The 24,069-nt window shown below is 34.1% G+C and carries 20 protein-coding genes; 4 read left to right on the top strand and 16 right to left on the bottom strand.

The genetic code is table 11. The features are described 5' to 3' along the window. Positions 1–8 precede the first annotated feature (8 nt). The 5 genes from IPP64_10005 to IPP64_09985 form a co-directional block, all read right to left on the bottom strand. Positions 9–1,676 carry a hypothetical protein gene (locus IPP64_10005; protein ID MBL0329730.1) on the bottom strand — a complete coding sequence of 556 codons (1,668 nt, stop codon included), beginning with the start codon at positions 1,674–1,676 and terminating at the stop codon, positions 9–11. A 68-nt stretch (positions 1,677–1,744) separates the two neighbouring features. Further along, positions 1,745–3,025: an adenylosuccinate synthase gene (locus IPP64_10000; protein MBL0329729.1), complete on the bottom strand. Its 1,281-nt coding sequence runs from the start codon at positions 3,023–3,025 to the stop codon at positions 1,745–1,747. Positions 3,026–3,046: 21 nt separating this feature from the next. Further along, the gene (locus IPP64_09995; GenBank protein MBL0329728.1) at positions 3,047–3,394 is read right to left on the bottom strand and encodes an STAS domain-containing protein; all 348 of its coding nucleotides are present in this window, start codon (positions 3,392–3,394) and stop codon (positions 3,047–3,049) included. After that, complete coding sequence (locus IPP64_09990; protein ID MBL0329727.1) at positions 3,391–3,885, bottom strand: transcriptional repressor; 495 nt, start codon at positions 3,883–3,885, stop codon at positions 3,391–3,393. The genes IPP64_09995 and IPP64_09990 overlap by 4 nt, the downstream gene beginning before the upstream one ends. A gap of 119 nt (positions 3,886–4,004) precedes the next feature. Next, on the bottom strand, positions 4,005–6,224 hold the full coding sequence (locus IPP64_09985; GenBank protein MBL0329726.1) for a bifunctional (p)ppGpp synthetase/guanosine-3',5'-bis(diphosphate) 3'-pyrophosphohydrolase: 2,220 nt from the start codon (positions 6,222–6,224) through the stop codon (positions 4,005–4,007). A gap of 148 nt (positions 6,225–6,372) precedes the next feature. On the opposite strand from IPP64_09985, the gene IPP64_09980 reads away from it, so the two are divergent. Next, positions 6,373–6,789: a hypothetical protein gene (locus IPP64_09980; protein MBL0329725.1), complete on the top strand. Its 417-nt coding sequence runs from the start codon at positions 6,373–6,375 to the stop codon at positions 6,787–6,789. Between the two features lie 6 nt (positions 6,790–6,795). Here IPP64_09980 and IPP64_09975 read toward each other — a convergent pair whose 3' ends face one another. Together IPP64_09975 and galE are read right to left on the bottom strand one after the other, a co-directional pair. Then, on the bottom strand, positions 6,796–7,719 hold the full coding sequence (locus IPP64_09975) for a class I SAM-dependent methyltransferase (GenBank protein ID MBL0329724.1): 924 nt from the start codon (positions 7,717–7,719) through the stop codon (positions 6,796–6,798). Continuing rightward, complete coding sequence (gene galE, locus IPP64_09970; GenBank protein MBL0329723.1) at positions 7,709–8,746, bottom strand: UDP-glucose 4-epimerase GalE; 1,038 nt, start codon at positions 8,744–8,746, stop codon at positions 7,709–7,711. Before galE ends, IPP64_09975 begins: the two co-directional genes overlap by 11 nt. Positions 8,747–8,914: 168 nt before the next feature. Here galE and IPP64_09965 point away from each other — a divergent pair, with 168 nt between their 5' ends. Further along, positions 8,915–10,189 (top strand): hypothetical protein, encoded by a 1,275-nt coding sequence (locus tag IPP64_09965; protein MBL0329722.1) that lies wholly within the window; start codon positions 8,915–8,917, stop codon positions 10,187–10,189. On the opposite strand, the gene asnB is transcribed toward IPP64_09965, so the two are convergent. The 9 genes from asnB to IPP64_09920 form a co-directional block, all read right to left on the bottom strand. Next, positions 10,173–12,053: an asparagine synthase (glutamine-hydrolyzing) gene (gene asnB, locus IPP64_09960; protein MBL0329721.1), complete on the bottom strand. Its 1,881-nt coding sequence runs from the start codon at positions 12,051–12,053 to the stop codon at positions 10,173–10,175. The genes IPP64_09965 and asnB overlap by 17 nt on opposite strands. Positions 12,054–12,102: 49 nt before the next feature. Then, positions 12,103–13,215, bottom strand: a complete 1,113-nt coding sequence (locus IPP64_09955) for a DegT/DnrJ/EryC1/StrS family aminotransferase (protein ID MBL0329720.1) — start codon at positions 13,213–13,215, stop codon at positions 12,103–12,105. A gap of 9 nt (positions 13,216–13,224) precedes the next feature. After that, positions 13,225–13,746, bottom strand: coding sequence for a GNAT family N-acetyltransferase (locus IPP64_09950; protein ID MBL0329719.1), 522 nt, complete (start codon positions 13,744–13,746; stop codon positions 13,225–13,227). 15 nt (positions 13,747–13,761) lie between these two features. Next, the gene (locus tag IPP64_09945; protein MBL0329718.1) at positions 13,762–14,700 is read right to left on the bottom strand and encodes a glycosyltransferase; all 939 of its coding nucleotides are present in this window, start codon (positions 14,698–14,700) and stop codon (positions 13,762–13,764) included. Between the two features lie 132 nt (positions 14,701–14,832). Next, positions 14,833–15,933, bottom strand: a complete 1,101-nt coding sequence (locus IPP64_09940) for a glycosyltransferase family 4 protein (GenBank protein ID MBL0329717.1) — start codon at positions 15,931–15,933, stop codon at positions 14,833–14,835. 1 nt (position 15,934) lies between these two features. After that, a complete protein-coding gene (locus IPP64_09935) occupies positions 15,935–16,894 on the bottom strand; it encodes a hypothetical protein (protein ID MBL0329716.1) in 960 nt (319 codons plus the stop codon). Then, positions 16,894–17,730, bottom strand: coding sequence for an FkbM family methyltransferase (locus IPP64_09930; GenBank protein MBL0329715.1), 837 nt, complete (start codon positions 17,728–17,730; stop codon positions 16,894–16,896). Before IPP64_09930 ends, IPP64_09935 begins: the two co-directional genes overlap by 1 nt. Continuing rightward, positions 17,718–18,710: a class I SAM-dependent methyltransferase gene (locus IPP64_09925; GenBank protein ID MBL0329714.1), complete on the bottom strand. Its 993-nt coding sequence runs from the start codon at positions 18,708–18,710 to the stop codon at positions 17,718–17,720. Before IPP64_09925 ends, IPP64_09930 begins: the two co-directional genes overlap by 13 nt. A 28-nt stretch (positions 18,711–18,738) precedes the next feature. Beyond that, on the bottom strand, positions 18,739–20,517 hold the full coding sequence (locus IPP64_09920; GenBank protein MBL0329713.1) for an ABC transporter ATP-binding protein: 1,779 nt from the start codon (positions 20,515–20,517) through the stop codon (positions 18,739–18,741). A gap of 100 nt (positions 20,518–20,617) precedes the next feature. Here IPP64_09920 and IPP64_09915 point away from each other — a divergent pair, with 100 nt between their 5' ends. Then, on the top strand, positions 20,618–21,196 hold the full coding sequence (locus IPP64_09915; GenBank protein ID MBL0329712.1) for a non-canonical purine NTP diphosphatase: 579 nt from the start codon (positions 20,618–20,620) through the stop codon (positions 21,194–21,196). 38 nt (positions 21,197–21,234) lie between these two features. Continuing rightward, positions 21,235–23,934 carry a D-alanine--D-alanine ligase gene (locus tag IPP64_09910; GenBank protein ID MBL0329711.1) on the top strand — a complete coding sequence of 900 codons (2,700 nt, stop codon included), beginning with the start codon at positions 21,235–21,237 and terminating at the stop codon, positions 23,932–23,934. The last annotated feature ends 135 nt before the right edge of the window (positions 23,935–24,069 follow it).

The following is a 24,069-nucleotide window of genomic DNA, read 5'->3' as shown; positions in this document are numbered from 1 at the left end:
TTATCGGGTTACCATTTGAAAATGTCATTTACATTCAAAGGTCGTTCTTTTTTACGCCAATTAAAATCTTTTAGTCTTAATTCTTTGGCTGTTACTTGTTCAAGCGGAAATAAGGTCGCATCGGGTTTGGTGATGAACGTAATTTTATCCACTTTGTTGTTTTTTAAATATACTTTCAAATCGCTACAATCGGCTCTATTTACAGCTTTTATTTCCTCTTTTTCTTTTACAAAATAGAGCGTTTGACCGTTCCCTTCTACATTTACTAGGTACAATTTATTTTTTTGAAAATAGCCGTTCATCATTTTACCCCGTATTTGATTGAAGCGAAGACTATCTTCTTCAGAAACAATAAATGAGGAGCCTTTTAGCTCAAGTGAACGAATGGATTTGTTCCCAATAACCACTTTAATGCTATCGGATGTGAGTTGATTTTCATCGGACCACAGAACCGGCTTCCCGAACATGCGCATTGATGAATCCATTGTACTGTAATAGAGTGAATCACATTTTCCTTGTAGGTCCTTTTTATAGAATTTCACTTTGTGGTAGGCAAATAACTGTTGATTCTCAGCTTTTACATTTTCATAAATATAAGTGGTATCGGTGCCTATTATTTTAATTTGTTTAATTTTCTTTTGAACGGGTACTTTGTTTTCCTTACTGGTGGTTGATTTTGTTGTGCTTTTTTGTTTTGACCCGATTGCTTTTAGCGTATCAGCGTGAAGGTAGAGCGTGTCTTTCTCATAGATCTGTGTAAGTAGCGCATCTCCGGTAACAATAGAAAGATCTTTAAATTCATTATGAACCGCATAAGCTCCTTTAATGTTGATATTTTGTGTTGTATCAATGATTTGTACATTCTTTATTGCACGGCCAATTCCTTTTTTTCTGTCGTAGTATAAACTATCACCAAACATCTTTTGTTCCTTGGTTAAGATATAGGCGTTTTTGCTAAAGCGCGACTGGTCATTATATGTATCATACCATCCATCTTCTGCATAAATGAGGTTATCTTTACTTTTGATTGTAGTAGGTCCGATGAAGAAGGTCATTTTAGAAGAGGTATTGTAGCGCATGGTATCGCAATTGATCACAAACTGCGGGTTTGTAAGGATAACATTTTTACGAAAAGTAAGGTCGTTACTTTTTGCAAAAAAATACCCTGTATTACTTGTGAGTGTATTTTCTTTATTGATGATTCGTGCCGGAGTAACATAATATCCTACACTTGTAGAAACATCATAGTTTAATTCATCCGTTGTTAGTTGCATGTCTCCTTTGTTGACAACTACATTTTTAGAGATAAGCGCTTTTTTTGTATTTCCGTTGTATTTTAATAATTCACCATACAAATGGATACTATCTCCTTGCTGAATATGGATATGACCAAAAGCATCCAACGAATTATCTTTGTATAAATAGGCGCTATCGCAAAACATAAGTGTATTGTCCTGACGAAAACGTACATCTCCAATTAAACGTTGGGCTCCATTGCCTAATTTATTGTCGAATTTAAGGGAGCCGGCATGTTCAATTTTTATTTTTTTGCTTTCAGATTTTATTTTCTCTTGGGAATAGGAATGGAGTGGAAGAAGAGTCAGAAAATAAAAAGCAAGAAATAAAAACGATCTAATTTTTGTTGTGATCAAATTTTTATTTTCTGCTGAAGTCATTGGTTTGGTATAAAAGGTGTTGCTATGAAAGTCGCTTGAATGAATTAAGTCATTTGGGTAGGCAATTACTATACCAATTCTTTTTTACACATTAATGTTTGTGTACGATCGGGACCAACCGAAACAATAGAAATCGGTACACCAACTTCTTTTTCAATAAAAGAGATGTATGCATTCAATGCTTCCGGCATTTGATCCGGACTATTTAAACCTGTTAAGTCCTGATTCCATCCTTTTAAAGGTGTATATACAGGAGAAAGCAATTCAGGAGAACAATCATAAGGCAAATAATCAATTTTTTTACCTTGATAATTATAATGCGTACATACTTGTATGGTTTCAAAGCCACTTAAAATATCTGCTTTCATCATCATGAGTTCGGTAACCCCATTAATCATTACGGCATATTTTAATGCTGGTAAGTCCAACCAACCTGTGCGTCTTGGGCGGCCTGTAACAGAGCCAAATTCACGACCGTTGTTTCTGATTTTGTCACCAACTTCATCGTGCAATTCAGTAGGAAACGGTCCACTCCCTACGCGAGTGCAATACGCTTTAAAGATTCCAAATACTTTTCCAATACGATTTGGTGCAATTCCTAAACCGGTGCATGCGCCAGCACAAATGGTGTTGGAAGACGTTACAAAAGGGTAGGAACCAAAATCAATATCTAACAAAGAACCTTGGGCACCTTCTGCTAAAATAGCTTTGTCGTTTTTGAATGCATTATTAATGTAATGTTCACTTTCTATTTGTTGGAAAGCTTTTAACTCATCTATTGCTTTAAACCATTCTGGTTCCATTGCAGATAAATCGTATTCAAAGTTATGGTGTGCCAACATTTGTTTATGTTTTTCAACTAAAGCAGCATATTTATCTTTGAAATTTGGTAATGAAATGTCTCCAACACGGATTCCATTTCTACCGGTTTTGTCCATATAGGTTGGTCCGATACCTTTCAGTGTAGAACCAATTTTTTCTTTTCCTTTAGCTGCTTCAGAAGCGGCATCCAATAAACGATGTGTCGGCAAAATAAGATGTGCTTTTGTTGAGAGCAAAAGTTTTGATTTTACATCAACCCCCATTTTTATCAACGCCTGAATTTCAGACATTAACACAACCGGGTCAATCACAACACCATTCCCAATAATGTTGATGGCTTTATCATGAAATATTCCGGAAGGGATGGTACGCAATACATGTTTAATACCGTTGAATTCTAATGTATGTCCTGCATTTGGGCCACCTTGAAAACGACCGATGATATCGTATTTTGGTGTTAATACATCAACAATTTTTCCTTTACCTTCGTCTCCCCACTGAAGACCTAATAATACATCTACTTTCATTAATCTGTTAATTTCAAATGTTTATTTATTTAATATTTCAATTGCATCTTCAACGGTATTACAAACATTAAAAACACTGTTTAATTTCGTGATAATTAATAGCTCCGTTATTTTTTTGTTAACGTTACAAATAGCAACATCTCCACCTGCTTTACGAGCTTTTGTAAGAATATTGATAATAACATTCAATCCGCTGCTGTTCAAATATTTTAAATCTACAAGATTCAAAAGAATTTTGTTCTCGTTTTTTGAAATGCCTGTTTCAATTTCTTCCAATAATAAAGTGGCTTGGCCACGGTCAATCAATTCACCATAAAAAAGGTAGGAATTGATGTCGCCATATTTACTTGATTTATAATCGAATATCATGCTTTTGATTTTTTTTCTTTGTTTTTTTTATGTTCGCAAGTGCCAGTTTTGTTGAGCTTATTACATCTTCCGTAAAAGTTTAAAGAATGATGATTGATGCTAAACTGTAATACATCTTCGGCCATCTTTTGAATTTGCTGAATTCTGGGATCACAAAACTCGAAAACCTTTTCGCAGTCTTGACAAATTAAATGATCATGTTGCTTAAATTCATACGATTTTTCGAATTGAGCTAAATTCTTTCCAAATTGATGTTTTGTAACGAGGTTGCAATTTAAAAGAAGCTCAATCGTATTGTATAATGTTGCTCTACTCACACGGTATTTTTTGTTCTTCATGTGAATGTACAGCGATTCAATGTCAAAATGACCACCATGAGAATAAATCTCACTTAAAATTGTAAAACGCTCAGGTGTTTTTCTGTGACCATGATTTTCAAGGTATTCAGAAAAAATTTGTTTTACGGTTTCTTTTGTATCGGCTCCCGACATTGCTTTATAAAATAGAGGTATAAAATTACGAAAATTATTGGTTTGGAACCTGAAAGATATCCACAAAATATATAGCCCAAATGCATTGCAAATGAGCTCTTTAAGTGAAAAGTGAAAGGTTAGTTGTTACTGTCAATACGGGTAACTGTTAAAACACCATTTACCGTTTTTAATTTTTTCATTAATTCGGTTAAGTGATTCGTGTCATGAACAAACACCATTACAGTTCCTTCAAAGGTTCCATCATTGGTATCAAAACTAATCGAACGCATGTTTACGTTTAATTCGTTTGAAATAATTTTTGTGATATTATTCACTAATCCTACCTCATCAATTCCGGTAATTTTAATCCCAGATAAAAATGAAATCAGCTCTTGACTCGTCCATTTTGCTTTTACAACACGGTATGCATAGTTGGATAATAGTTGAACCGCATTGGGGCAGTTGACTCGGTGAATTTTTATTCCTTCATTGATGGTTATAAATCCAAATACATCGTCACCAGGAATGGGGGTACAGCAAGGTGAAAGTTTATAATCAATTTTGTTCAGGTTTTCACCCAATACGAGCATGTCGGATTTTCCACGTGCTGCAGTAACAAGTTGTTCCAGCGATTGCGCTGATTCTGTTTTTTTAATACTTCCCGATTTGTGAACGATTTTTCCATGCTCTTGTCGGAAATCTTTGAGGTGTTTGATGTTAATATTACCAACCGCGATTCTATAAAATAACTCCTGACTACTTTGAAGTTTAAAATAGTTAGCAAGCTCATTAATATTGTTAACAGTAAAATCAATTTTTAAGTGGTTGAATTTTCTTTGCAAGATTTCTCGTCCTTCTTCTGCTACCTTTCTCCGAACTTCTTTGAGTGCATTTTTAATTTTCGATTTTGCTCTTGCTGTTACAACGTAACCCAGCCAATCTTCTTTGGGTGTTTGTTTGTTAGAGGTAAGAACTTCTACCTGGTCACCACTTTTTAACTTATAGCTGAGCGGAACAAGTTTATGATTCACTTTCGCGCCAATACATTTTTCACCTATTTTGGTGTGGATGTCAAATGCAAAATCAAGAGCAGTTGCGCCAATGGGTAAGGTTTTCATTTCACCTTTAGGGGTAAAGGCAAAAATTTCTTCCGCAAATAAATTGAGTTTGAAATCATCCAAAAATTCCATTGCATTTTCTTCCGGACTTTCAAGTATCTCACGAATTTTGCGAATCCAGTCATCCAGCTGACTTTCATTTGCACTGTCTTTGTATTTCCAATGCGCGGCATATCCTTTTTCAGCGAGTTCATCCATTCGAACTGTTCGGATTTGCACTTCTACCCATTTTCCTTCCGGTCCCATTACAGTGGTGTGCAAACTTTCATATCCATTGGCCTTGGGCGTTGAAATCCAATCACGCAAGCGATCCGGACTAGGATGATAGAAGTCCGTTACAATGGAATATACTCGCCAGCAATCTGTTTTTTCATTTTCGGGTGGAGTATCAATGATGATGCGAATGGCAAATAAATCATAAATTTCTTCAAAGGGCACACCTTTATTTTTGATCTTATTATTGATTGAATAAATAGATTTTGGACGCCCGATGATTTTTGCTTTTAAGCCCTGTTCCTCTAAAATTTCTTTGATAGGAACCATGAATTTTGATATGAATTTTTTGCGTTCCGGCTCGGATTCTCTCAAACGTTGTTCAATTTCATTGAACACATCCGGTTCAGTGTATTTTAATCCTAAATCTTCTAATTCCGTTTTTATGGCATTTAAACCCAAGCGGTGAGCTAATGGAGCGTAGAGGTATAAGGTTTCAGAAGCAATTTTTAATTGTTTATCGCGCTTCATACTCTCTAACGTGCGCATATTGTGCAATCTGTCGGCAAGCTTAATAAGTATTACACGAACGTCATCCGAAAGGGTGAGGAGCATCTTTCTGAAATTCTCTGCCTGTAGGGAAGAGCCTTGATCAAATACTCCGGATATTTTAGTTAAGCCATCAATAATCTTGGCTTCCTTTTCTCCGAATAGTCGTTTTATATCTTCAAGTGTGAGGTCGGTATCTTCAACAACATCATGCAGCAAGGCGCAAACAACAGAGGTGGTTCCAAGTCCGATTTCTTCCGCACAGATGTGTGCAACCGCAATTGGATGATAGATGTATGGTTCACCGCTTTTTCTGCGCATGTTTTTATGCGCTTCCAGTGATATATCAAACGCTTTTCGAATAAGAATTTTATCACCTTTTTCTAAGGTTCTCTTGCATGCTTTCAGTAAAGCACGATAACGTTTTAAAATTTCTTTTTTTTCTGCTTCTAAATTAATAACAGGCTGTTGTTGCATAAATAGAGTTTAGATAGCTGTAAAGTTAACAATTTATGCTGTTTAATAAAAAATGTTAAATGGTTAATTTTATAGGATGAATAACAATCATTTCGCTCTAAAATGTCTATTTTTGCTCCGCATCCCCGTGCATTTTATACACATTTAAATGAATAAGGTAGTTACATCTGTATCCGAAATGCATATAGATGATGATGGAATTCTTTGTATTAAAATCAAAAAAGGTGTTGTGATTTCGCTCGAAAAAATGAAAGAACATCTTTTGGCATCAGCAGTGCTGTTAGAAGGAAGAAAAGCACTAACGCTAATTGAAGGCGCTTCTCGCTTTACTATGACGGACGAAGCAAATAAGTATCTGGCAAGTGAAAAGGGCGCGGAAAACAGAATTGCAGCAGCCTTCATTACGAATTCTTTTATTAATAAACTATGGTTTAATTTCTATTTGAAATTCAGAAAACCAGTTACTCCAACGAAAATGTTTAATTCTGCTGAAGCCGGAATCGAATGGTTAAAAACATTTTATGTGATGCCTGGGGATAAGTTTGAGCGAAAAAAGCGTAAGTAATTTTTTCTATTTAATTTTCTTCAGCCAAACAGCTAATTGCAAACCAGTGTTTGTTTTTTTCATGTAAGGCTTTATAAAAAAGTTGAGAAACTTTGGCAGATAGGTTTCACACACATGGTATTCGTGGTGTATGACTTCGTAATTATTCTTTTTACCATGTAATTGAAATGCTTCCAGACTAAATTCATATAAATGATAAGGAGGATGCATTGGGCTGATGTTTGCGACATAGTCCGTTCCTATTAATCTATAATATGCATTTATTAATTTATTGACAAGCCAATTGGAAGAAGGAACTTCAATGTGAATAATTCCATTGGGTTTAAGACTATGTAGCGCTTTTTCAATGGATTCACCTGGAGAATACAAATGTTCTAATACTGCTCCGAAAGTTATAAATTCAAATTCGTTTTCAGGATAGTTTACTTCTTCAAGCATTCCTAATTTTAACCGTTCCGGATTGATTTTCATTTTTTCAATCGCTTTTTTATAAAAAGGTTCGGAAGGTTCAAGACCATATGTTTCAAAGCCAACTTTGTCAAGTGCAATCATGCTTTTGCCTAATCCAGCTCCAATGTCGAGTGCTTTTAATCCATTGAAATTCGGTATCAACGTTCGCAATACATCAATTTCATATTTAAAATATGTGTCGTTGATCGTAAAGTAGTCACTTTTCCAGTAGTTTTCTGGAGGGATTCCGTAGTGATCTTGAATGTTAAATGGAATTGGCTGAGGATTTGAATAAATAAGTCCGCATGTTTTACATTTTACCACAGAAGTTGTGATTCCGGTTTTGGATTTCGGTTTTTTTCCTTGTGAGGCATTTAGTCGTTTGCCTAATATCCGATGATTGTGTGAAGGGGAGCCACACATATTACAATTAGAAATAGGAATAAAATGGTACTTTAAAGCGTTCATTTTATTTTGCATTTTGTTGTTCGAGCTCCCATTTCCATGCAGAACTCATCATATCATCCAAACTGAATTTTGGGGTCCAGTTCAATGTCTTTTCGGATAAAGAGTTGTCGGAATAAATGGCACCTACATCACCTTCTCGAATCGGACCGATTTTATAATTTAATTTTGTTCCACTCACTTTCTCGAAGGCTGCAATGGCTTCTAGAACGCTGACTCCATTTCCTGTTCCGAGATTAAAAATTGAAAAATTTAAATCGTTTTTATTTTCAATCAGTAAGGTTAAGGCTTTAATATGAGCGGTGGCAATGTCAGAAACATGGACATAATCTCTGATGCATGTTCCATCTCTGGTTGGATAATTGTTGCCATAAACAGTCATTTGAGCCAACTTCCCAATGGCTGTATTGGTTATAATCGGCACTAGATTATTCGGTTTGTTGATTGGTGATTCACCATTAAATCCGGATAGGTGAGCACCAACTGGATTGAAATAACGCAAAGCGATGGTTTGAAGTTTTGGATTGGCTTTAGCGTAATCTTTAAGAATTTCCTCTCCAACTTGTTTGGTATAAGCATATGGAGATTCTGCTTTGCCAAGCGGTGTTGTCTCTTTTACCGGTAGTTCTTTGATGTTCCCGTAAACGGAGCAAGAGGAGGAGAAAATGAAATTTTTCACATTGTATTTAACTGCACAATCTAAAATGTTTAACAATGAGTTAATATTATTGTGATAATATTTTTGAGGATTTTCAACTGATTCACCAACGGCTTTAAATGCAGCAAAATGAATGATTCCAATAATAGAAGTGTTATTTAGGAAAACGGTTTCTAATTCTTTTTTGTTGCAAATATCAATTGGGTAATTCGTTATTTTTTTTCCGGTGATGCGTTCAATTCGTGCAAATGTTTCAGAGGAAGAATTGGAATAGTTATCTATTGATACAATATTGAACGGTGTAGTTTCCAGTAATTCAATAATTGTATGGGAGCCAATATATCCGGCTCCTCCCGTAATAAGAATTGTTTTGTTCGACTCCATTTTTTCTGTTGTTGAATATAATGATTGAATACTTCCCAAAAGTACGGCAATTTATAAAACTTTGTATTATTTTTGTTTAAATTACATGAATCGCATTTAGCCCATTTAATGGTACTTTCAATATTCGACTGGCTTTTAATTCCTATTTATTTTGTACTGATATATTTTGTGTCAAATTATATTCAGAAGAAGAATGAACGGAAACAACCTTTGTATAAATGGTATACAAAAGGGTTGATGGTGAAATTGATAGGAGCGATAGCTGTTTGCTTGATCTATCAACTCTACTATACCGGAGGGGATACAACCTGTTATTTTGAAACATCAAGCGCTATTTTGAAAATGGCTGGCAAAGATATTAATGTGTTTTTTGACATGCTTTTTGGTGCAAATACTTCCGAAAACTATGCTTGTTTTGACCCCTCAACAGGCTGGCCAGTTTACTGGAAAGATGATAAAGCCCTTTTTGTTTCAAGACTGCTTGTTCCACTTTGTTTTTTGTCATTTAATAATTTCGTAATTACAGCTATTTTATTGGCTTGGTTATGTTATACCGGAATATGGAGGCTTTTCTTGCTGTTCAATGAAGAATTTCCTCAGTTGGAAAAGCAATTGGCAATTTCTATTTTGTTTATACCATCAGTAGTTTTTTGGGGGTCAGGCTTGCTGAAGGACACAATTACCCTCTCCGCGGTAGGGTGGTATACCTATCATTTTTATTATTTCTTTATCCGAAAAAAATATAGTTTTTTAAGTGGATGTTCAATATTTTTGAGTGCTTATTTATTAATTGCAATTAAACCATACATTTTGTTTGCCTTGTTACCAGGTTCAATAATTTGGCTTTCCAATCAACGGTTAAAACGAATTCAAAGTAAGGTTTTGCGGTCGTTAGCTGCTCCTTTTTTTATATCCATTGGAATTGGGTTGGGCTTTTTTGTGTTGTCTCAAATGGGAGATGTTTTAGGTGTTTATTCCATTGACAACGTATTAGACAAAGCTGTTGAATCTAATATGGATCAAAAACAAGCATATTATGAGGGGAATAGCTTTGATATTGGTGATTTTGATGCAACTCTTTCGGGGGCAATGAGTAAGGCTCATTTGGCAATTGCTGCAACGTTATTTCGACCTTATTTATGGGATGCGCGCAATCCCGTAATGTTTATTTCAGCATTAGAGAATACATATATTTTATTGTTAACGCTGTTTTTGCTGATTAGACTGAAATTTTTTGGCTTTTTTACGCTGATTGGAGAGAACCCTCTTTTGTTGTTTTCGGTCCTTTTTGCTTTATTTTTTGCTTTCTCGGTAGGTTTAGCAACCTCTAATTTTGGATCATTGGTGCGTTTAAAAATACCTTGTATCCCATTTTTTGTTTCCAGCTTATTTGTGTTGAAATATTTCTACGAAAAGAAAGCAAATGTTAAGCTACGTTTTTAACAAGCCATTTGTGTAACACAATTAAAATCCACAAACGATTGTATAAGTAGCTTTGGTTATACACTAGAAAATTTTGTTTTAACTCTTCTACTTTTTTATAATCCAGGATATTGTATTTTTTTATAACAGACTCTGAAAGATATTCATCAATTAAAAATTTCAATTCTTTTTTTAACCAACCTTCTAAAGGAATAGCAAATCCTTGTTTCGGGCGATTGAATATTTTTTCAGGTACGTACTGATATAAAATTTCTTTCAGAAGATATTTTGATGTATTGTTTTTGTATTTTAATTCATGCGAAAGGTTCAACGAAAACTCGATAATACGATGGTCAAGGTAGGGGACTCTAGTCTCTAATGAATAATACATGCTGGCTCTGTCCACCTTTGTAAGCAAATCCCCTTGAAGGTAGAAATGAAGGTCAAAAATGGCTTGCTTTTCCATTGGATTTAACTTGCGTTTGAGATGGTCTATTTCAACTCCAAAACTATTCAGTGAATCTTTATTTGTTGCTCCTGGGTAGTTTTTAAAAGCTGTGGTAGTATTATTGTTTATCTCATCCAACGAAAAATAATATAGTTCTTGAGAAAGCGTATGACTATACTGCAATTGTTCGCTTGGATAATTAAAATAGGCTTCGTGTCGTGTATAATTTTTATTGGTCGCTATTACTTTTCCAATTTGTTTTCTAAATGTTTTTATGAAAGGGTTGTTCAATCTTTTAGCCCATTGATAAGCGCCATAACCCAAGAATAATTCATCGCCACCTTCACCCGATAATGTGACAGTCACTTCACCTTTTGCTAATTTAGAAACAAGTAATGTTGGAATGGATGATGAGTCGGCAAAAGGTTCGCTATATACATCAAAAATGGTATCAATCAAATCAATCGCATCTTTATAAGATACAATAAATTCGTGATGGTTTGTCCCAAGATGATTGGCTACTGCTTTTGCATAAACAGATTCATTGTATTTATTTTCTTCAAAACCAATCGAAAAGGTATTAACCTTTACTCCCGATAGATTTACCGCATTTGCAGTTACTAAGCTGGAATCAATACCACCGCTTAAAAAAACACCAAAGGGTACATCGCTTTTTATTTGATATTGAACAGAACTCATTAAAAGATCGCTTAGCTTTACAATCGCTTCTTTTTCCTTTGTAATGACTTTTTCTGTTACTTGTTTGTTAATTGACCAATATTTATCGGATTCAAAATTGTTTTTCGAAATCTTGATCCATGTGCCGGAGTCTAGTTTTTTGATAGATTGATAAATCGATTGTGGCGCAGGAATAAATCCTAAATGTAAAAATTTGTAGATGGCATTTCGATTGAGCTCAAGCGGAATAACGGATACTTTTGTCAAGGCTTTTAGTTCAGATGCGAATGCAAAATTTTCTCCATCCCAGAAGTAATAAAGTGGTTTAATTCCAATTCGGTCGCGACAAACAAAAAGTTCATTTTTATGTTTGTCGTAAATGGCAAAGGCAAACATGCCATTTAGTTTTTGTACAAACTCGGGCCCGTATTGTACATATGCTTCCAGAATAACTTCACTATCAGATGAGGTAATGAATTCAGATTTGAATTTCTGCCTCAGTTCTGCTGCAATTTCACGATAGTTATAAACCTCACCATTATAAACCATTACATATCTGTTGTCGGCAGAATGCATCGGTTGATTCGCATTCGATGATAAATCGATAATGCTTAATCTTCTATGACCTAAACCGCAGACAGTATCTTTGTAAAATCCTTCAGCATCCGGACCGCGATGTGCAATAGCGGCAGTCATCTCTTCAAGATCCTTTTGTGAGAATTTATTTGTGAAGGAGTAATAGCCGGCTATGCCACACATAAATACATTTAATTTAGGAGAGAAACTAAAAGAGTCGAGAGATGAAAAATTATGATTTAAAGGCTTTAATGGTTGTTATAATATAATCAATATCGTTTTCTGAAAGATTCGGATGAAGAGGGATGCTTAAGCAGTCTTCATTTAACTGCTCCGTATTTAAAAGTTTTTTGTTGCTTTTATAAATAGCATTCAAATGAAGTGGGTGGTATCTAAGTGTTGTATAGATGTTTTTGTCAAATAAATATTTTGCAAATTTATCTCTATCGGGTACTCTCAATGCATATGTGAAATAAGAGTGTTGTTCATCCTTTGCTGCTTCAATTGGTGTGGTAATCCAATTTATGGATGAAAATTCTTTTTGATAAAGATCCCAAACATCTTTTCTAAAGGCTTGTAAGTCTTTAAATTTATTTAATTGTCCCAGGCCAATATTTGCAGCAATGTTAGTAGGAAGCATTTTTATAAATGGTTCATTGATTTTATATTCCCACCATCTTCCGTTTGAGTTGGAAGCAGCCGAATCAAATCCTGAAAACCCAATACCACAATAGCGTAAAAGCTTTGCTCTTTCAATGTGTTCGTTTTTTTTTGCGGTTATACCACCACCTTCACCAACAGTTAAATTTTTTACCGCATCAAAGCTATAGATACCAACATCACCAATGCTGCCGCAAATTTTCCCTTTGTAATAAGAGTCAACCGCGTGAGCGGCATCTTCAATCACCGGCAATCCTAATTCTAAAATTTCGTCCATCGCAACAGGTTTTCCTGCATAGTGGACAACCATGATTGCTTTTGTATTTTTTGTAATATGAGGTTCGATTGTTGCTCGAGAAACATTCATTGAATCAATTTCTACATCACAGAAAACAGGGATGTGTCCATTCATTAAAATGGCTTGTGCGCAGGATACCCATGTAAATGAAGGTAAAATGATTTCAGATCCTTTTGGAAGATTTAAGAGTGCGATCGCCATAAAAAGTGCATTGGAACCGCTATCCACCATCAAAAAATTATTAAGTTTTGTGTAGGCAGCAAATTTTTCTTCAAATTCTTTCACTTTACCACCAAAGCCCATCCATTGGCTTTCCATACATCCGGCTACATTTTCTATTTCTTCTTTTCCAACTTTTGAACCAAATACATTAATCATCTTTGCCATAATATTTCTTTAAGTAGTCGTTTCGAAAGTATATTTTTCGAAATGTTCTTTGTTTAATTTGAAGTAAAAATAATCAATTTGGGGCGATAATTCAATGAAGTTGATTTTTTTATACCAATTGGATGCAGGGTTGGTTTTGAGCACCTTTACAGTTATGTCGTTTTTATATATACTATGGGCGAAATTACACATTGTTTTTAATGCTATTCCCATATATCCTTTTTTGCCATATTCCTCGTTTCCTAAAATGATATTATAAACATCAATCTGATTCTCAGTAGAGAGTTCTCTAAACCCCATACAACCTATTTTCATATTGTTTACATATACCATAAACATAAAATCCTCTGGTCTTTTTAGATAGCCTTGATACCAATTATTTTGCTGCTCAGAAGTGATTTCCGATGTGTGAAAAAAGCTGTTTTTATTTGCATTCTTCCAGGTACGCAAGTCTTCCAAATCTTTTTTGTCAATCGACCGCAGAATAATGGATGAGTTTTGATCCGATTTTAGATCTGTTTTTTTATTCATATAATGTGCGATCAGCTATCTGATTTTTTTAAAGATAAATCCTAGAAAGGGTATGTAGGCCCAAGTGAGATAGAAGTACTGACTGAGACTATAAAATGGTTTGTTTTTTATACTTTTAAAGATCGTTGTTCGGGCTTCTTTAAAATTGTTGTTTTTAATATGAAAGGTGGTATAGATCAAATAGGCATAAGCCCAATTTCGATTAAATAAATTTGAAAATCTTCCGGGAAAGCGTGTTTCAAGTGAATTGATAATGTAAGAAATCACTTCAAAATGATTTTTTCCATTAATTGATTTCATAAAACTTTTATTGTGTGACCTATATTCTGCAAGGCATTCATCTATAAATCCAATATTGCCATTTAATGCATTTTCGATACTTAGATACCAATCTGCAACAAATTGAATGTTTGGGTCAATGCCATTCTTAGGCATGGATGATTTTCTGAACATTTTGGAAGGTGACGAAATAAAATTTCCATAATTGATTAAATCTTCAACAGTAAATTTTGTCTGGTTTTTGTTTGGACTCTTAAAGAAATCCAATGTTTTATTGGTTTCGGAATCAAATACTCTCACTTGATGAGAAACGATGGCGCAATCAAGATTCTGATTTAGATAATCAACCTGTTTTTGAAGTTTTTGAGGTAACATAGCGTCATCACCATCTAAAATGGCAATATATTCTCCATCGCATTGAGTGATTGCAGAAAAGAAATTAGCAACAACTCCAAGATTGGGATCATTTAGAATAGCCTTTATCTTGTCAGGGTACAGTTTTTTATATTCAAGAATAATTTCTCTTGTACGATCAGTTGAGCAATCATCAGAAATAACAATTTGATAGTTGAAATTTACCTCTTGAGATAAGATACTATCAAGTGCCCTTTGTATGAATTTTTCATGGTTGTAGGTTGTAACACAGATACTAACCTTGTATTTATCAACTGACATTTATCTTTAATAAAAATGCTAAATTATAAGGTCCAAATGTACTTTTATTTATGCAATAAAGAATTAAATTTTGATGTTTTACACTTAATCAAAATGGTCTTGCGATTGAGCTACATAGAAGAATAAAGTTTTTCAAAATCTGCCATTTGAAGTTCCAATGAGAAATTTTGACAAGCATACTGATATGCGTTTTTGCTCATTGTTGTGGCTTCTTTCGTTTGCATTTTTAAGAATTTCCAGAATAGCACTATTGATTAGGGAAACATTATTCTCGTTTTCTACAAACGCACAAATTTTATCTGTGTTACCAAATTCGTTTGCAATGCCTGATTTGGTATAAATGCTTGGCACTTTTGATAAAAAGGCTTCGATGTATACTTGCCCGAATGCCTCTGCTGTTGTTGTGATGGGCACATGTACAAAAACGTTAAATAGTTTGTAGAGGGCATGTAAATCGTGCTCAAAAGAAATTTCCAGATAGTTTTCTTTTGGTAAATCCTGTAATAACTTATCAATTTGCGGTTTGTATGTTCCTTTTGCATTTGCTAAAATTAATAATGCATTTGGATGAATTTTTAATACTTCTTTAAAAGCGGGGATGATGTTTTGTATCCCTTTCCATTCGGTATATCTGGAGATAACACCCACTACCGGAAAATGTTTTTTTGGATTGTATTTTTCATTTAATGCGATAATTCTTTCTTGCGGAATGTTGCTGAATTCATCTATTTTAAAGCCATGATGAATGGTTGTTACTTTTTCGGCAGGTACATTTTCATGTTCTGTTAATATTTTTTTAACACTGTATGAAACTGCAATAATTTTACATGACATTCGATTAATGTATTTGTCATATTTTATGGCGTGTGGAAAATATACATGATGAAAATCAGAATGGTGACGGGTATGAATTCGATTATTTATGCGTGCTAATTTTGCAGCAGTTAGACCAATAATAGATGCATCCACTAAATGAGTGTGCACAATGTCAGGCTTGATTTTTTTAAGTAAGGAAAATGTTTTAAAGATTGCACTCGGAATGCTTTTTTTGCCTAAATAGTTAATTCTGAAACAAGGAATTTTGTTGGAAAGGCAGTAGCGTTCAAAATAAGAATCACCTTTATTTAAAAGTATAAATGTGAAGTCGAATTTGTCTTTTAGAAAGGTATATATGTCTTCAAAACCTACCGCTCTGTCAATATCCGAAATGATATAAACAATTTTCTTTTTCATATTAAATAATTGAAGAAAAAGCCTTTTTTAGTTCACTTTTTTCAAAATTTACTTTTTCGACATTTAAGTGGATTTTTTCAAAATCATCTTCTATTAAGACATTAGAAAAATAGTCATTCGCCAACTTTTCTAACTCAGTAGTATTGGATTTGGAATTAATTTTCAATGCCTTTTTAATGGAATTAGTATCGGTATAGTTAATTGTTTGTAATAGAGAAAAGAATCCTCGAGTAAAGCTGCCATTGCTTCCCGGTTTGTACATCACTCGCGATTTCATTGCAATTATTTTACCGTTTTTAGGGTAAAAATCAAGGTATTCATTCGTGTTTAACCCCAATAAATTAGCCGCTCCAAAAAAATCAATCATTTTTCGAAGTTGCTTTTTGTATTTGTTGACCAATCCATATTTTTTCAGATTCTCGGCATTTGATGCTTCCTGATTGGTCCAAAGAGCATAGGTAATTGAGAATTGAGACGGATAAAAAACTACATGTGGTGTGTTTACATCAATAAATTCAATATTGTAAAGCGGATTTGTATATACTTTTTCAATTTCCATATGTGTTTCACCAGATTTTTTATCAATCGTATATCCTTTTTTGAAAAGGATAGATTCATATCCAGGACCAAATGCTGCAATAGAAGTTAAAAGTAATTTCCCATGATGGTGAATGCTTTGATGTGTGATGTCATTTCGTTTTGTTGGCAATGGCATCCAGCAGTGGGCTACAAAAGAAACTGTTTCATTCGTTTCTATTTCAAAGGCAATTACAGGATTAATTCTTTTTTGAAGAAAAAAATCAGGCTTCTCGATGTTTTTTTTTATTATTTCAAAGAGTATGGATTGATCTTTTGCCATTTCCAGTAGAATGGGCTTACACATTTCATGGGCAGTATAACGACTGCCTTCTTTGTTGAAAATATCGTTAATGCGTTGTATATAATCTTTTAGAACGGCCATTAGTTTGATATTAAAGTAGTATACATTTCAAGTTTTGAATTTGGTAGGATGATATAATTACTTTCAATAAAATTAGATGGATATGGAATCAATTTCCTCAATTTAATATCGTAAACATAGGTTGAGTAATTGATTTGTTGAATAAAATCTGTTAACTCTTTTTCTTGAATTTTAAATCCCTCTAAAAAAAACGGATTAATTTCGAGCAAAATTACAGGCAGATCTTTCTTTATTAAAGCTGTCATTCCCATTAATGCATATAGTTCAGCTCCTTCAATATCAATTTTGATAAAATCGATAGAGCGGTTAATTTCTTTAAAATCATCAATTCGAATTGTTGTGCACTTTATTTTTTCATGAGATTGAAATTGGTAATGTTGTTTTTTGCCTTCCAATTCATTGTTTCTACCCGTCATGTGAGCTTGACCGGCACTGTAGGCACCAAAACTTTGTAATGGAACTTCAAATACAATTTCTTTGTTTTCATTGCCAACTCCTAATTGATACAATTGCACGTTCTTTAAATTGCATTTTTCGACAATCTTTTTTGCGACTTGATAGGTAAAGGGAATGGGTTCAAATGCATAAACAATGCCTTGCGGTGCTAGAGTGGAAAGGCGATGTGAGTAATAGGCGAAATTAGCACCAATATCAATTGTATTGCTCTTTTTTGAAACAAAATGATGAAGGATTTTCATCTCCGGTTCCTCTAAAAGTTTTTGTTCAATGTCTTTCTTTTTTGCAAAATATTGCATCAAAAAATATCCTTTTTTACCAATCAGTTTAAAAAAGAGTGGTTTGAGTAATGAACGAATAGGAGAATTTACTGATGCCATAGTCTTGCTAATGTAAATGATCGTGACTCTAAAAATAAAGTATTTTTATATATTGAATGCATCTTATTTTTTTTAGTGATAAGAAGCGTGCTTATTCCAAAATGCTTCAAAATGATAATCTTCCCAATTTTGTTTTCCAGCTTTCTTGTTATTGAATGTATTTTTATTCCCACTGCAGGGAAGGTATTTCCCAAAAGCGGTAACAAGGCATTTGATTGCAGACCATATTGCGCTTGTAATTCGATTTGATTGTTTTGGGTTATTTTACTTCTCCAATTCCCTAAGGTCCAATTTTTTACTTCTTTCAAATAGCTTGGTAAAACACCATGAGGTGGTGGAAAGGGTAAGTGTTTGAGATAATAATTTACATTACTTTGGGTATCATTCACGGGAAGAATGTGAGCTGAATTCGTTATCGTATTTTTTTTGAATATTTTCCTGTAAATTTTTACTGTCGTTCGTTGAAAGAGGTATATATACAGAATGAAAAATGCATAGATTCTATCCATTGTTGTTGGTACAACACAAAAATTAATGCCTCCCGGTTTGAGTACACGGTTTATTTCCTTAATTGCTTTTTCCATATCTGGAACATGTTCGATAACATGTGAAGAAAAAACCAAATCAAATGTATTGTTTTCAAATGGTAGATCCTCTGCGGATGCGTGCATGACGGTTACATTTGAAATGTCTAATGATTTTAAAAAATTGCGTGTAATTTCCAGTCCGGGAGAATGTGTTGTAGGGTCGATTGTTTCTAAATCAGTTGCAATTACCTCATCTGAAATTTTTGATAAAAATGCAGTGCAATATCCAATTCCACAGCCTAATTCGAGTACTTTTAAATTTTTCTTGTGTGGTAGAAAATCGTAAAAAGTTAAAAATTCTTGAAACCTTCTTTCATAATAATGTGGCCATAACTCTTTTGACTTATGTTCTTCAAGACATCTGTCTCTTATTGTTTTAAATTCTGAATACAATATGTTAGTTGCTGACATTCGTTTCCCTTTAGTTGAATGCGATGGTATTAAAATCTGAACATATTTGTCCTTTTTCTAATTTGTAAATAACGTCACAATATTTTAGAGTTTGGATTCTATGTGCAACAATGATGATTGTAAGTTCTTGGTGCGAAATGTTGTTGATGGATTCTGTGAGCATTTCTTCCGTTTCTGTATCGAGTGAGCTGGTTGCTTCATCAAAAATTAAAATTTTTCCTCCATGGTATAAAGCACGTGCAATACCAATTCGTTGTCTTTGTCCTCCGGAAATTTTAATTCCTTTCTCACCAATTTGTGTAAGCGCACCTTCAGGTAATTGATGAATAAAATTTTCTAACTGGGCTTGCTGAATAACTTTATTCAGAAGCGTGCTGTCGATTTCATTTCCGGGAATTCCAAAGGCAATATTCTCAGTAATTGATGCGTCAAGCAATGTAATGTTTTGGGGAACATAGCTTACCAGTTTATACCAGGCAGCTAATGAGGATTTTTTAATTTTTTTACCATCGATGTATATGCCACCGCTTTGTTCTTCGTAAAGGCGCAACAGAATATTTAGCAAGGTACTTTTACCGGAGCCAGAGGTTCCAATAATGCCAATCGTTTCCCCTTTTTTTATCGTTAAATTTAAATCTTTTAAAACCCTTTCATTTTTGTTCTCAAATGCAAAAGAGATATTCTTTAATTCCAGTTCATGGTTAAATTGAAAATCTTCTGTTGATTCATTATTTTGGCCTTTTGTACCATTTTGTTCATGATCATCTGCAATGTTGAAATGGTCAAAAATGAAAAAACTGGATTTGATATAATTGGAATAGAGAATGATTTTATTTAAGGATGGAATTATTCTGAACGCAGCAATGGCAAAAATGATTAAAAATTGTGCTAACTCGCCCAAGTTGTTGTTGAAAAAATAGCCTGAAATAAATATGGAGAAAATCGCCAAGACAGCTACTGTTTCCACAAATTTTGGAGAAAATGAGTTAATGGTATACGCTTCGGAGATTGATTTTGTAAAACGATTGACTGTTTTTTTATAAATGGGTTTAAAATATTCTAATTTGTTGAAAACAACAATTTCTCTGAATGCTTCCATCGACTGAAGCCCGAGTTTATATAAGTAGGCACTTTCTTTATCTCGAATTTTTGAGATTTCTTTTAATTTCTTTTTGTAAATTTTACTGTAAATCAACAAAAAAGGTGCAATAAAAATAACTAACGACCAAAATAAAAGTGGGTCAAATATCGTAATGGCAGTAATAATGAGCACTAAAATAAACGTTTCATTGATAATTGCTATGAATGGCAAAATAAGATATTGTATGAAATCAAATGGCATGTGTGTGAAGTTTCGCAACAGCACGGCAGTATTATTATTGGAATGAAAACTATATTGCTTATTCAGGTAAGAATTGTATTTTTCTAAAGATAAACGACTCGCCATATTGAACGATACATTGATTTGTCGTTTTGAGATAAGGTAAATCACAACATTTTTTAAAACAAATAATAGAGTAACAGAACTGAATAAGAACAATACAAAACTTATGCTAGATGTAAAATGCAATTTGGTGTAAAGAAAATGGATGTATTTGTTTTCCTGAATTATGGATGGTTCAATAATCACTTTAATAACAGGAAAAAGTACAAATAATCCGAAGATTTCAAATAAGGATGCAATAAGGTAAGCAGGAAATAATTTGAAAATTGATTTTAAAACATAATCAGGTAAATTGTTTTTAATCTTTTTATAAGTATCTAACAAAAAAAAACTATTCCTGGCCATTTTGGTGCTTCTATATATCGTAAGATGTTTTGCATCTATATTCACACAAAAATAATTAAATTAAGCGTATTAAAGCTACTTTTGTAAGATATAACAAGCTATGAAACTCGTATTCGCCACCGCTAATCAAAATAAAGCCAAGGAAATCCAATCGTTAATCCCTGAACGAATTGAAATTCTTAGTCTGAATGACATACATTGTTCTGAAGATATTCCTGAAACTCAGGCCACCATTGAAGGAAATGCTTCTCAAAAAGCATTTTATGTATTTGAAACGTATCATCACAATTGTTTTGCAGATGATACCGGTTTGGAAATTGAAAGTTTGGATGGTCGACCGGGAGTGCTCTCTGCCAGATATGCCGGACCGGCTAAAAATGCAAATGAGAATATGGATAAAATACTGGCAGAAATGGCAGGTTCCCAGAACCGAAGGGCACGTTTTAAAACTGTTATCTCATTGGTTATCAATGGAAAAGAGGTTCAGTTTGAAGGTGTTGTAAATGGAACAATTCTGAATGAAAAAAGAGGTGGACAAGGATTTGGTTATGATCCCATTTTTTTACCGGATGGTTGTGACAAGTCGTTTGCCGAAATGGATTTGTCAGAAAAAAACAAAATTTCACATCGGGCGTTGGCGGTTAATAAACTTGTTGAATACTTGAAGACGCTTGCTTAAAATAGCCGTGTCTTAAAGTTAAATTTGTGGGTATGAAAATCAAAATAGGAATCATTTTTGGCGGTTTTTCTAAAGAACGCGAAATTTCATTTGCCGGAGGCAGAACCGTTTACGATAATTTGAATAAATCATTGTTTGACGCTGTTCCGGTCTTTGTCGACAGCTTTGGCAATTTTGTTTTACTCAATTGGGAGTTCGTTTACAAAGGGAGCATTCGCGATTTTTATCCTCCTGCAGAGTTTATTCCTAACAAAGAAGGCGATTTTCAAATATATGCTGAACAGATTGGTGCTTTGTCTGCTGATCAGCAATTAGCAATGATTGATAAGATTGGAAAAAAATTAAACCCAAACGAATTAAAAGAACATTTTGATTTTGCTTTTTTATGCTTGCACGGCCCTTTTGGAGAAGATGGTAAAATACAAGGCTTGTTTGAATATTTGAATATTCCATATTCCGGCTCGGGAATTTTACCTTCTGCTATTGGTATTGATAAAAGTGTACAAAAACGTTTAATGGTTAATGCCGGATTTAATAGTCCGAAATTTTACACCATCGATAGAAATGATTGGATACAGGGAAAACTAAAAACACCCTTTGAAAAAGCTAAAAAGGAAATCGGTTTACCACTTGTGATTAAGCCAGCTAATCAAGGATCGTCCATTGGAATCACCATTTTGCATGAGGATGACAATTTAAAATTTATGGAAGCGGTTGAAAAGGCATTGTTTACCAAATGGCAAGATGCTGCAACTTGGAAAAAATTAACCGCGGAAGAGAAAAATAGTTTTATTCGTACACTTGCAGATATTCGTGAAGGAATTGGAATGCCTTTAACCGTTACCGGTTCAAAGTCAGGAGTTCGGAATATTTACCATCCTCAAGATTTAATTCTTTATTTGGATGAAATTTTTGAAACAGAAAAAGATGGAGTTATTCTCGCTGCGTTGGATGGTGAAAGCACGGTGCTGGTGGAAGGATTTATTGAAGGGAAAGAATTTTCATGCATCGTTGCTCAAGATGAGCAAGGAAAAGCAATTGCATTGCCTCCAACCGAAATCAGAAAAGGAAAAGAATTGTTTGATTATCGTTCTAAATATTTGCCGGGTTTATCCCGTAAAATAACACCTATTGATATTCCTAACGAACAAATTCAAGCCATCCGAAAAGAATGCGAACGACTATTTTATGAATTAAAGTTTGATGTGTATGCGCGCATCGATGGATTTATTTCGAAAGAAGGAAAAATATTTTTGAATGACCCGAATACAACCTCGGGAATGATGCCTTCTTCTTTTTTCTTTCATCAGGCGGCAGAGATTGGTTTAAATCCTTCACAGTTTTTGACGTACATCATCCGTACATCTTTGGCGCAACGAATTGTTGCAACTAAAAATAGCGGAATTTATGACCGGTTGTTAGATAGCTTGGATGCTTCCATTCACGAAGATCAGAATGCAACCACAAAAAAAATAAAAGTAGCCGTGATTCTTGGCGGTTATTCTTCCGAGCGACATATCTCTGTTGAAAGTGGAAGAAATATTTATGAGAAATTGGCTTCATCCTCTAAATACGAACCAATTCCGGTTTTTCTTACAGGCAGTAACGAGGAACACATCATGTATCAGATTCCTGTAAATGTCTTGTTAAAAGACAATGCAGATGATATCAAAGATAAAATCGATCATTATAAAATTCATGAATTAGTACAGCAAATAATAAATGAAAGTGAAGGCATTACTAAAAAGTATGTGAGTAAAGATAATTTAGCAAAGCCTACACGCATTACTTATGAGGATTTAAGCAAGATGGTTGATTGTGTGTTCATTGCTTTGCATGGTCGTCCGGGTGAAGATGGAGCTGTCCAAGCAAATTTGGAACGGGTTGGTTTGCCTTACAATGGATCGGGTGTAGAAAGTTCACAAATTACAATTGATAAATACCGAACAAATGAATTGTTAAAACAAAATGGATTTCTTGTTGCTGAACATTTGTTAGTAAGCGAAAACGATTGGAACGCAGATCATTCGATGGTTTTAAATACCATAAAAGATAAAATTCACTACCCATTTATTGCGAAACCAGTTGATGATGGTTGTTCTTCTGCTGTTAAAAAAATTAAAACACCGGAAGAGTTTGAAGCATTTGCGAAGTTAATTTTCCGCAAAAACGAGGCGTTGGATGAAACAGCAGCAAAAGTATTGCATATAAAAGATAAAGAAGAGTTTCCTCAAAAACCTGTGATTCTGGTGGAAGAACTTATATCGAAACGTGATGCCAATCATTTCTTGGAAGTAACGGGTGGAATGCTCACCAAATACGATGCACAAGGGAATGTGAATTATGAAGTGTTTGAAGCATCGGAAGCTTTAAGTGAAGGAGAAGTATTATCGCTAGAAGAAAAATTTTTAGCGGGACAAGGGCAAAACATTACTCCTGCTCGATATGCAAAAGATGCGATTGAACGTCAGAAAATCTCCGACCAGGTGAAAACTACATTAGGTGCAGCTGCGAAGCTGCTAAATATAAACGGATATACACGTATCGATGCGTTTGTTCGTATTTATGATGTGAATAGGGTAGAAGTCGTTTTTGTGGAAGTAAACTCCTTACCGGGTATGACTCCTGCTACCTGCATTTTCCATCAAACTGCCATCAATGGTTATAAACCGTATGATTTTATTGACCGCATTTTGGACTTTGCATTTCAAAAACAGAAAATGTTAGTGAAATCCTAAGACGTACAACATCTTAAAAGGTTGCCCTCGAAAAAATTAGTTTTGATTTTTGTAGTTTAAATACAATTAAATCAACATCCATTCGTTTCCCTAAAATTCGTACATTCGTAGTCTAAATTTCGTTTACACCATTTA

This window comes from Bacteroidota bacterium (assembly GCA_016722565.1).
GTDB lineage: Bacteria > Bacteroidota > Bacteroidia > 2-12-FULL-35-15 > 2-12-FULL-35-15 > 2-12-FULL-35-15.
Note: the sequence above shows the minus strand (reverse complement) of the source record. Positions and strands in the feature narration are given on the sequence as shown.